Genomic DNA, 9,891 nt, shown 5'->3' on the forward strand with positions numbered 1-9,891 from the left:
GGGGGGGAAGTGAGAGTGCGCCGCCGCGTAGATCTGACGGTCCGTCGGAAGAACTGTCGTCCATTGAGGCGCCAGCGGCGTGTGATGGCAAGAGAAAGTCCCGTGATTCTTAAGGGACTTGGGAAAATCGGCGGGGCTTTATCCGAAACCCGACGACCGGCGGCCGAATCCGGCCGCACGGACGGAAGAGGTCCGCGCCCCGAACGGAAGCCCCGTACGCACGAAGTCCGGACCCCGTACGCACTCACGTACCGGGCCCGGACTCCGTCCGGAAGAGTTGAGGTCGGGGTCGGCTCAGCCGGCGGCGAGCGTCGCCACGACCGCCCCGTCGAGACCCGCGACCAGGACCGGCGTACCGGCGCCGCCCAGGTCGCGTACCGCCGCGAGGTCCTCGGCCGGGGACGTGCCCGTCTCGGTGACGACGGCCGCCGCCTCCAGGGACTTGGCGCCGCTGGCCACCGCCATCGCGACGGCGGTGCGCAGCGCGCTCAGCTTCAGGGAGTCGAGGCCGACGGTGCCGGCGACATACGTACGTCCCGTCTCGTCCCGTACGGCCGCGCCCTCCGGCACGCCGTTGCGGGCCCGCGTGGAGCGGGCCAGGGTGACGATCTTGCGGTCCTCGGCGTCGAGCGCGCTGCTGTCGGTCATGCCCCGAGCATACGAAGCGCCCCGGCGGCCGGGCACCTCGGCCCTGGGCGGTGTCAGGCCCGGTCGAGCCGGAGCCGCTCCGCCTTCGGCAGCCCCGCCACCACCAGGTCGTACGAGTCCTCCACCAGCTCCCGCACCGTACGGACCGGCAACTGCCCGACCGTCACTGTGTTCCAGTGCCGTTTGTTGAGGTGGTAGCCCGGCACGATCACGCCCGGGTGGTCCTCCCGCTGCCGCACCGCGATCTCCGGCTCGGCCTTGAGGGAGACCGTCAGCGGGGACTCCTCAAGGGCGGTGAGGGCGAAGATCTTGCCGAGCACCTTGAACGTGGAGAGGCCAGGGGCGGAGGGGAAGGGGAACTCCTCCGTCGCCGCGTTGAACGAGAGGCAGAACTCCCGCAGCCCGGCGGCCTTCACTCCGAACCGTCCCGGCGCTCCGGCGGGTCCGTCGGCTCCACCAGGACCGTCGCGACCTTGTTCCGCCGGCCCGCCGCGGACTCCGCGGTGAGCCGCAGTCCGCGCCCGTCGGGCAGCTCCACCACGGTCGTGGCGTCCGCGATCGGCACCCGGCCGAGCGCCTTGGCGAGCAGCCCGCCGACGGTCTCCACGTCCTCGTCGTCGAACTCCTCGATGCCGTACAGCTCACCGAGGTCGCCGATGTCGAGGCGGGCGGTGACCCGGTACCGGTCCGCGCCGAGCTCCTCGACCTGCGGCAGCTCCCGGTCGTACTCGTCGGTGATCTCGCCGACGATCTCCTCCAGGATGTCCTCGATGGTGACGATGCCGGCCGTGCCGCCGTACTCGTCGATGACCACCGCGACGTGGTTGCGCTCCTGCTGCATCTCGCGCAGCAGATCCCCGGCGTTCTTCGTGTCCGGTACGAAGGCGGCGGGGCGCATCGCCGTCGACACCAGCTCCGACTCGGCGTCCCGGCTGATGTGCGTCTTACGGGCGAGGTCCTTGAGGTACACGATGCCGACCACGTCGTCCTCGCTCTCCCCCGTGACCGGGATGCGCGAGAAGCCGGAGCGCAGCGCGAGCGTGAGCGCCTGACGGATCGTCTTGTACCGCTCGATGACGATCAAGTCGGTGCGCGGGACCATGACTTCACGTACGAGGGTGTCCCCCAGCTCGAAGACCGAGTGCACCATGCGGCGCTCATCGTCCTCGATCAGGGACTCCTGCTCGGCGAGGTCGACCATCGCGCGCAGCTCCGCCTCGGAGGCGAACGGGCCGCGCCTGAAGCCCTTGCCGGGCGTCAGCGCGTTGCCGAGGAGGATGAGGAGCGGCGGGATCGGGCCCATGATCCGGGCCAGCGGCAGCAGTACGTACGCCGCGGCCGTCGCCGTGTTCAGCGGGTGCTGGCGGCCGATGGTGCGCGGCGAGACGCCCACCGCGACGTACGACACCAGGACCATCACGCCGATGGCGACGGCGAGCGCCTCCCAGGTCTCCTCGAACTCCTGCAGGCAGGCGTACGTGACCAGGGCGGCGGAGGCCATCTCGCAGGCCACCCGGACGAGCAGCGCGACGTTCAGATAGCGCGTCGGGTCGGCGGCGACCTGGGCGAGCTTCGCGCTGCCCCGGCGCCCGGAGCGCTCCGCCTCGGCGGCCCGGAAGCTGGTCATACGCGCGAGGCCCGCCTCCGCGCAGGAGGCGAGCCAGGCGACGACGACCAGCAGGACGGCGCCGAGGATCAGGGAGGCGCTCACGACACGGTGGGCGCGGGCGAGGGACCGGTCAGGCCCTTCTCACCGCGCCAGCCGTCGACGATCGCGGCCTGCAGGCCGAACATCTCGGCCTTCTCGTCCGGCTCCTCGTGGTCGTAACCGAGCAGGTGGAGCACCCCGTGCACGGTGAGCAGCTGCAGCTCCTCGTCCATGGAGTGCCCCGTCGGCGCTTCCTCGCCCTGCTTCTTGGCGACCTCGGGGCAGAGCACGATGTCGCCGAGGAGCCCCTGCGGCGGCTCCGCGCCCTCGTCGTCCCGGCCGGGCGGCCGCAGCTCGTCCATCGGGAAGGACATGACATCCGTCGGGCCCGGCAGATCCATCCACTGGATGTGCAGCTGCTCCATCGCGTCGGTGTCCACGACGATCACCGAGAGCTCGGAGAGCGGGTGGATCCGCATGCGCGCGAGCGCGTAGCGGGCGATGTCGAGGATCGCCTGCTCGTCGACCTCGGTGCCGGACTCGTTGTTGACGTCGATCGACATGTGCTGGTTTCTCGCTACTTCCCGTCGCGGCGGTGTCGGGACGGTTTGTTCGTCCCGTTCTCCGTGCCGTTCTCGCTGTCGTACTTCTCGTACGCGTCGACGATACGGCCGACGAGCTTGTGCCGTACGACATCGTGGGACGTGAGGCGGGAGAAGTGGACGTCCGGGACACCGTCCAGGATGTCCTGCACCTGCCGGAGCCCGGACTTGGTGCCATTGGGCAGGTCGACCTGCGTGACGTCACCGGTGATGACGATCTTCGACTCGAAGCCGAGCCTGGTCAGGAACATCTTCATCTGCTCGGGGCTGGTGTTCTGCGCCTCGTCGAGAATGATGAACGCGTCATTGAGCGTACGACCACGCATGTACGCCAGCGGCGCCACCTCGATCGTCCCCGCCGCCATCAGCCGCGGGATCGAGTCGGGGTCGAGCATGTCGTGCAGCGCGTCGTACAGCGGGCGCAGGTACGGGTCGATCTTTTCGTAGAGCGTGCCGGGCAGGAAGCCGAGGCGTTCGCCGGCCTCCACCGCGGGGCGGGTCAGGATGATGCGGTTGACCTGCTTGGACTGCAGGGCCTGCACGGCCTTGGCCATGGCGAGGTAGGTCTTGCCGGTGCCTGCGGGGCCGATGCCGAAGACGATCGTGTGGTGGTCGATCGCGTCGACGTACCGCTTCTGGTTGAGGGTCTTGGGGCGGATGGTGCGGCCACGGGACGAGAGGATGTTCTGCGTGAGCACCTCGGCCGGTGTCTCTTCGGTGCCCTCACCGTTCTCGTCCGCCCTGAGCATGGCGATCGAGCGTTCCACTGCGTCCTCCGTCATCGGCTGTCCGGTGCGGAGCACCAGCATCATCTGGTCGAACAGGCGCTGGATCAGGGCGACTTCACTCTGCTCGCCCGCGGCGCTGATCTCATTGCCCCGGACATGGATGTCGGCCGCCGGGAAGGCCTTCTCGATCACGCGCAGGAGGGCGTCTCCCGAGCCCAGAACGGTCACCATCGGGTGTTTCGCCGGTACGGAGAAGTGGGCTCGTGCCTGCCCCTGCGTCGGGGTGTGAGCTGTCGGTGTCTGAGTCATGGGCCGGCGCTTGGCCTGCTCGTCCTCCTCGGTGCGGGGCTGCTGCCGCACGACTGCTTCGGATACCACCAGCGTACGTCGGCCCACCGACAAGACCGAGAAGTTTTTCGAGTCCCGCCGCCCACCGGGGCCGCCGTTTCAGATCTTCTCGTGGGGGTGGTCGTACCCGCCCTGGGGCAGCGGGAAGGCCTCGATCTCGGCGAGGCGCTGCTCCATCGCGGACATGCCGGAGACCGAGGCCGGCCCCGGTGGCTCCCGCCGCCGCCCCGGCCGCCGCTTCGAGGGCGGCCATGATCGCGAGGTCCAGGATGATGGAGAGCAGCGCCTTCGTCTGATTGACCAGGCCGGTGATCTGCTCGGCCACGGCGTGGATTGGTGAGCAGGTCGTTCCCGTACGAGACATTGCCGGAGACCGCCTCGCACATCGCGCCGAGCTGAACGAGCCCCAGTCACCGACGAACGGCTGCGTCACGAGGTCGAAGAGGTCGAAATTGAAGGCGAGTTTCAGGCCTTCGTTGATGAGCACGGAAGGGCTGGTCAGGTCGAGCACCGAGCCCGCGACCACCTCAAGGCCTTCCAATACGCTGCCGGAGTTCACCAGGGCGTCGATACGTGGCCCCAGGACCGGGTTCTGCACAACGTCCTTGAACGATATGGGGGTTGCGTGGTCGCGGAGGAATATCGCCGCGTCGCCGGCGACCCCGAACTGCTCCTTGGCCGCCGCGTCGGTCTTGTTCAGGCGTTCCCCGGCGGTCGGCGGGGGCGCCGGGGACGAGGTCAGCGCCTCGTCCGCGTCGGACCGGTCCCGGAACGTCGCGGAGCCGCTCGTCCGTCGTCGCGTAGTAGCGCGCCGAAGGCCGGAGCGGGTGGAGCCAGCGGGGCCGGTGGGGCTAGTGCGCCGCCCGGAAACCGATCGTAGGAACCGCCCGCCGCAGCGGCCAGGGGCGGGTCACGTCGGGCAGCATCCCGTCGAGGAACGCGTACCGTCGCAGCGCCGCCGGGTCCTGGTCGTCGTAGGACTGCACGTGCCGCCACCAGGTCGCCACCTCGACCCAGCCCGGCGCCGACAGGGAACCGCCGAACTCCTGCACCGAGAGCGCAGCCGTGAGCCCGGCGAAGGCCAGCCGGTCGGCGAGCGGCCAGCCCGCGAGGGTGCCGGTGACGAAGCCCGCCACGAACACGTCGCCCGCGCCCGTCGGGTCGAGCGCCGGCACCTCGATCGCGGGCACCTCGGCGGTCTCACCGGTCCGCCCGTCCACGGCGTACGCGCCCTCCGCGCCGAGGGTGACCACAGCGAGCGGCACATGGCGGGTGAGGGCGTGCGCGGCCGCGCGCGGGCAGGACGTACCCGTGTACCGCATGGCCTCCTCGGCGTTCGGCAGGAACGCCTCGCAGTGCGCCAGGTCCGGCAGTCCCGCCAGGTCCCAGCGGCCGGTGTCGTCCCAGCCGACGTCCGCGAAGACCCGGGTGCCCTGCGCCGCCGCCCGCTCCACCCACTCCTCGCTCGAGCCGGGAGTGAGCGAGGCGACCGCGGCACGCGCGCGTGGCGGCGTACCCGGCACCGGCTCCTCCGGGGGTGGCGCCTCGTGCCCGTGCGAGATCATCGTGCGCTCGCCCTCGTACGCCATGGACACCGTCACCGGCGAGTGCCAGCCGCGCACCCTGCGTGACGGCGCGAGGTCGATGCCCTCGCCCTTCTCCAGGGCGTCCCAGCAGTACTCGCCGTAGTGGTCGTCGCCGAAGGCCGCGGCCAGGGAGGTGCGCAGGCCGAGCCGGGACAGGGCGGCCGCCATGTTGGCGACGCCTCCGGGGCTCGACCCCATGCCGCGGGCCCAGGACTCGGTGCCGCGCACCGGCGCCGAGTCGAGGCCGGTGAACACGATGTCGAGGAAGACGGTGCCGGTCAGGAACACGTCGCACGCCGGGTCGCCGGGGGCGCGCACGGTGGCGAGCGGGTCAAGGCACGACGTGTGGTCGAGCCGCTGCCCTGGCGGACAGGAGCCGCCCGTCATCTCATCGTCGGATCTCACGGTGCACTCCCCGTACTGGTGCGTGCCGGTCTGGCCAGTGTGCATCATGGGCGCCCGGCACGGCCCACGCGCCGGTAACGTCACGCCCACTCCGTGACGTGCCCCCGGTGGCCGTCCGCGGGCCAGGCCGTATGGGGTAGCTTCCGCGACATGAGGCTGACGATTCTCGGCGGCGGAGGCTTCCGCGTACCGCTCGTGTACGGCGCCCTGGCGGGCAGCGAGATCACCGAGCTCACCCTGTACGACACGGATCCGGTGCGCCTCGGCGTGATCCGCTCCGTCCTCGCGGGGCTGCCGCAGGGGCCGCGGGTGCGGGTCGCCGAGGGGCTCGACGACGCGCTGCGCGGGGCGGACTTCGTGTTCTCCGCGATCCGGGTCGGCGGCACCGCGGGCCGGGTCAGGGACGAGCGGGTGCCGCTCGCCGAGGGCGTGCTCGGCCAGGAGACGGTCGGCGCGGGCGGTGTGCTGTACGGGCTGCGCACGATCCCCGTCGCCCTGCACATCGCGGAACGCGTGGCGGCGGTGGCGCCCGGCGCGTGGGTCATCAACTTCACCAACCCGGCGGGCATGGTCACCGAGGCGATGGCGGGTGTGCTGGGCGACCGGGTCATCGGCATCTGCGACTCCCCCGTCGGCCTGGTCCGCCGCGCCGCGCGCGCCGCGGGCGCCGACCCGGACACCGTGTCGTACGACTACGTGGGCCTCAACCACCTCGGCTGGCTACGGTCGTTGACGGCGCCCGACGGCCGCGGCGACCTGCTGCCCGGACTCCTTGCCGACGAGGCGGCGCTCGGCTCCTTCGAGGAGGGCAAGCTGTTCGGCGCGGACTGGCTGCGCGCGCTCGGTTCGCTGCCCAACGAGTACCTGCACTACTACTACTTCCGCCGCGAGACCCTCGCCGCGGTGCGCGCCGCGGACGAGACGCGCGGCGAGTTCCTCGACCACCAGCAGGGCGAGTTCTTCGCCCGCGCCGCCGAACACCCGGACCGCGCCCATGAGTTGTGGGAGTCCACCCGCCTGGAGCGCGAGGAGACGTACATGGCGGACAGCCGCGCCGCGACCGGCGGCTGGCAGCGCGACTCCTGCGACCTGGACGGCGGCGGCTACGACCGGGTCGCCCTCGCCCTGATGCGAGCGATCGCCTCCGGGGGCGGTACGCGGCTGATCCTGAACGTCCGCAACAACGGTACGGTCCCCGCGCTGCCCGCCGACGCGATCATCGAGACGGTGTGCGAGGTGGACGCTCGGGGGGCGCGGCCCCTGCGGGGGGCGTCGTCTCTGGGGTCGGCTGAGCTGGGGCTGATGCTGCAGCTCAAGGCGGTGGAACGGGCGACGATCGAGGCGTCCCTGTTCAAGGACCGGGCGGCGGCGCTCAGGGCTCTCGCCCTGCACCCACTGGTGGATTCACCTGCGGTGGCGGCGCGGATTCTCGACGGGGCGTCGGTCTGATTTCTCCCCTACCCGCCCCTTCCCGAAGTCCTGCCGGACGGGCCTCCTCAATCGAACTCGTACGCCGCAACCTCCGCCAAGTACCGCTCCCGCAACCCCTCATCGTCCTCAAGGAAGGACGCCAGGAACGAGTTCCGGGCAAGCTCACGCAACTGCTCAGGGCCGAGGCCCAACGCCTCGTGCACGGCATGGAACGTATCCCCCACGTACCCCCCGAAGTACGCGGGATCATCGGAGTTGACCGTGCACATCAGCCCCGCCGACAGCATCGCCGGCAGCGGGTGCGACTCCAGCACGTCGACCGCCCGCAGCCGCACATTGGAGAGCGGGCACAGGGTCAGCGGGACGCGGTCCCGCACCAGGCGCTCCACGAGTACCGGGTCCTCCACGCACCGCAGCCCGTGATCGATCCGCTCGACGCCGAGTACGTCGAGGGCCTCGGTGATGTACTCCGGCGGCCCCTCCTCCCCCGCGTGCGCGACCCTCCGCAGACCGAGCGCGGCGGCCGCCTCGTACACCTCACGGAACTTGACCGGCGGGTGGCCGACCTCGGCCGAGTCGAGGCCGATGCCGGTGATCCGGTGCAGATACGGCTTCGCGGCGTCGAGCGTCGCGAGGGCCGACTCGGCGGACTCGTCGCGCAGGAAGCACATGATCAGGCGGGTGGAGACGCCGTGCCGTTCCACGCTGCGGTCCAGGGCGCGGCCCAGGCCCTCGATGACGGTGCCGATGCCGACGCCGCGCGCGGTGTGCGCCTGCGGGTCGAAGAAGATCTCCGCGTGCCGTACGCCCTGCTGCGCCGCGCGCGCCAGATAGGCGTCGGCGAGCTCCTCGAAGTCGGCCTCGGTGTGCAGCACCGCCATCAGGCCGTAGTACAGGTCGAGGAAGGACTGCAGGTCCTCGAAGAGGTAGGCGCGGCGCAGTTCCTCGGTGTCGGCGTAGGGCAGTTCGACGCCGTTGCGCGCGGCGAGCGCGAAGGCAAGGTCGGGTTCGAGGGTGCCTTCGATGTGCAGGTGGAGTTCGGCCTTGGGAACGTGCATGTGCGTACTTTCGACGAGTGGTTCAGGGGTGCCGCTTGGGCACGGGGACGGTCGACAGGTCGGCCGCCACGGTCAGTTCCCCGGTGAATCCGGTGGCGCGCGCCTGCCGTTCGAACTCCGCCGGATCGGCGTAGCGCTGCGAGAAGTGCGTCAGGACCAGGTGCCGTACGCCGGCGTCGCGGGCCACTGCGGCGGCCTGCCCTGCGGTCAGGTGGCCGTGGTCGCGGGCGAGGTGTTCGTCCTCGTCGAGGAAGGTCGACTCGATGACGAGCAGATCGCAGCCGGCGGCGAGCGCGTGCACGCCGTCGCAGAGGCGGGTGTCCATGACGAACGCGAACCGCTGCCCGCGCCGCAGCTCGCTGACGTCGTCGAGGCGGACGCCGCGCAGTTCGCCCGCGCGCTGCAGCAGGCCCACGTCCGGGCCCTTGATGCCGTGCTCGGCGAGGAGCGCGGGCACCATCCGGCGCCCGTCGGGCTCGACGAGGCGATAGCCGAAGGACTCGACCGGGTGCGAGAGGCGGCGCGCCTCCAGCGTGTACGCGGGCGTCTCGGCGAGCACACCGTCGTCCGCGACGGGTTCCTCCGCGAGGCGCACGGTCTCGCGGTACGCGGTGGCGTACCGCAGCCGGTCGAAGAAGTGCTGCCCGGAGCGCGGGTAGTGGGCGGTGACCGGGTGCGGGACCCGGTCGAGGTTGATCCGCTGGATCACCCCGGCGAGGCCGAGCGAGTGGTCGCCGTGGAAGTGCGTGACGCAGATCCGGTTGATGTCGTGCGCGGCGACACCGGCCCGGAGCATCTGCCGCTGGGTGCCCTCGCCCGGGTCGAAGAGGATGCCCTCGCCGTCCCAGCGCAGCAGGTAGCCGTTGTGGTTGCGGTGTCGTGTCGGCACCTGGCTGGCGGTGCCGAGGACGACGAATTCACGTACGGACAAGGTGAGTTACCGGTGTTCCGATTTCGGGGCTGTCCGGGCCGGCCGGGCTATCCGGGAGGCCACTGCATGCCGCGCCCGCCCAGGACGTGCGCGTGCGCGTGGAACACGGTCTGGCCGGCGCCGCTGCCGGTGTTGAACACCACGCGGTAGCTCTCCAGCTTCTCCTCCGCGGCGACCTCTCCGGCCTCGCGCAGCAGGTCGGCGGTGATCTGCGGCTCGGCGGCGGCGAGGGTGGCGACGTCCGGGTAGTGGACCTTGGGGATCACCAGGACGTGGGTGGGCGCCTGCGGGTTGATGTCGCGGAACGCGTACGTGGTGTCGGTCTCGCGTACGGGGGTCGCGGGCACCTCGCCCGCGATGATCTTGCAGAACAGACAGTCCGCTTGTGCCTCACCGGCCATGGGGGTGGGCCTCCTCGGTCCTCAGCGATCGTGTGCGTACGGCATCGTATCCGGCTGGGGCTCCGCCCCAGACCCCGCTCCTCAAACGCCGGAGGGGCTGGATTT

At 71.0% G+C, this 9,891-nt stretch carries 11 protein-coding genes; 2 read left to right on the forward strand and 9 right to left on the reverse strand.

From position 1 onward, the window contains the following. Positions 1-294: 294 nt before the first annotated feature. Genes GUY60_RS27880 through GUY60_RS27900 form a run of 5 tightly spaced genes read right to left on the reverse strand, consistent with a single transcriptional unit; the run spans position 295 to position 3,935 of the window. Positions 295-648 carry a cytidine deaminase-like protein gene (locus GUY60_RS27880; protein WP_161702687.1) on the reverse strand — a complete coding sequence of 118 codons (354 nt, stop codon included), beginning with the start codon at positions 646-648 and terminating at the stop codon, positions 295-297. A gap of 53 nt (positions 649-701) precedes the next feature. After that, positions 702-1,064, reverse strand: coding sequence for an MmcQ/YjbR family DNA-binding protein (locus GUY60_RS27885; protein ID WP_161702689.1), 363 nt, complete (start codon positions 1,062-1,064; stop codon positions 702-704). After that, positions 1,061-2,359 (reverse strand): hemolysin family protein, encoded by a 1,299-nt coding sequence (locus GUY60_RS27890; RefSeq protein ID WP_161702691.1) that lies wholly within the window; start codon positions 2,357-2,359, stop codon positions 1,061-1,063. Before GUY60_RS27890 ends, GUY60_RS27885 begins: the two co-directional genes overlap by 4 nt. Continuing rightward, a complete protein-coding gene (ybeY, locus tag GUY60_RS27895) occupies positions 2,356-2,859 on the reverse strand; it encodes an rRNA maturation RNase YbeY (protein WP_161702693.1) in 504 nt (167 codons plus the stop codon). The genes GUY60_RS27890 and ybeY overlap by 4 nt, the downstream gene beginning before the upstream one ends. A 14-nt stretch (positions 2,860-2,873) precedes the next feature. Then, positions 2,874-3,935 carry a PhoH family protein gene (locus GUY60_RS27900; protein WP_161702706.1) on the reverse strand — a complete coding sequence of 354 codons (1,062 nt, stop codon included), beginning with the start codon at positions 3,933-3,935 and terminating at the stop codon, positions 2,874-2,876. A 223-nt stretch (positions 3,936-4,158) separates the two neighbouring features. On the opposite strand from GUY60_RS27900, the gene GUY60_RS27905 reads away from it, so the two are divergent. After that, entirely contained in the window at positions 4,159-4,314 is a 156-nt protein-coding gene (locus tag GUY60_RS27905) for a hypothetical protein (RefSeq protein ID WP_161702695.1), read from the forward strand. 511 nt (positions 4,315-4,825) lie between these two features. On the opposite strand, the gene GUY60_RS27910 is transcribed toward GUY60_RS27905, so the two are convergent. Beyond that, positions 4,826-5,947 carry a carbohydrate kinase family protein gene (locus GUY60_RS27910; protein ID WP_246235775.1) on the reverse strand — a complete coding sequence of 374 codons (1,122 nt, stop codon included), beginning with the start codon at positions 5,945-5,947 and terminating at the stop codon, positions 4,826-4,828. Between the two features lie 168 nt (positions 5,948-6,115). On the opposite strand from GUY60_RS27910, the gene GUY60_RS27915 reads away from it, so the two are divergent. Next, positions 6,116-7,414, forward strand: a complete 1,299-nt coding sequence (locus GUY60_RS27915) for a family 4 glycosyl hydrolase (RefSeq protein ID WP_161702699.1) — start codon at positions 6,116-6,118, stop codon at positions 7,412-7,414. Between the two features lie 47 nt (positions 7,415-7,461). Here the strand turns inward: GUY60_RS27915 and GUY60_RS27920 are convergent, their stop codons facing one another. Genes GUY60_RS27920 through GUY60_RS27930 form a run of 3 tightly spaced genes read right to left on the reverse strand, consistent with a single transcriptional unit; the run spans position 7,462 to position 9,786 of the window. Beyond that, positions 7,462-8,454, reverse strand: a complete 993-nt coding sequence (locus tag GUY60_RS27920; protein ID WP_161702701.1) for an adenosine deaminase — start codon at positions 8,452-8,454, stop codon at positions 7,462-7,464. A 22-nt stretch (positions 8,455-8,476) separates the two neighbouring features. Continuing rightward, entirely contained in the window at positions 8,477-9,385 is a 909-nt protein-coding gene (locus GUY60_RS27925) for a ribonuclease Z (RefSeq protein WP_161702703.1), read from the reverse strand. Between the two features lie 47 nt (positions 9,386-9,432). After that, positions 9,433-9,786: a histidine triad nucleotide-binding protein gene (locus GUY60_RS27930; RefSeq protein ID WP_161702705.1), complete on the reverse strand. Its 354-nt coding sequence runs from the start codon at positions 9,784-9,786 to the stop codon at positions 9,433-9,435. Between the last annotated feature and the right edge of the window lie 105 nt (positions 9,787-9,891).

The sequence above is a fragment of the Streptomyces boluensis genome, from assembly GCF_009908195.1.
GTDB lineage: Bacteria > Actinomycetota > Actinomycetes > Streptomycetales > Streptomycetaceae > Streptomyces > Streptomyces boluensis.

Coding starts and splice junctions, on each gene's coding strand:
- GUY60_RS27880 (WP_161702687.1), bottom strand. CDS start 648: ATGACCGACAGCAGCGCGCTCGACGCCGAGGACCGCAAGATCGTCACC.
- GUY60_RS27930 (WP_161702705.1), bottom strand. CDS start 9,786: ATGGCCGGTGAGGCACAAGCGGACTGTCTGTTCTGCAAGATCATCGCG.
- ybeY (WP_161702693.1), bottom strand. CDS start 2,859: ATGTCGATCGACGTCAACAACGAGTCCGGCACCGAGGTCGACGAGCAG.
- GUY60_RS27910 (WP_246235775.1), bottom strand. CDS start 5,947: ATGACGGGCGGCTCCTGTCCGCCAGGGCAGCGGCTCGACCACACGTCG.
- GUY60_RS27900 (WP_161702706.1), bottom strand. CDS start 3,935: ATGACTCAGACACCGACAGCTCACACCCCGACGCAGGGGCAGGCACGA.
- GUY60_RS27905 (WP_161702695.1), top strand. CDS start 4,159: ATGCCGGAGACCGAGGCCGGCCCCGGTGGCTCCCGCCGCCGCCCCGGC.
- GUY60_RS27915 (WP_161702699.1), top strand. CDS start 6,116: ATGAGGCTGACGATTCTCGGCGGCGGAGGCTTCCGCGTACCGCTCGTG.
- GUY60_RS27920 (WP_161702701.1), bottom strand. CDS start 8,454: ATGCACGTTCCCAAGGCCGAACTCCACCTGCACATCGAAGGCACCCTC.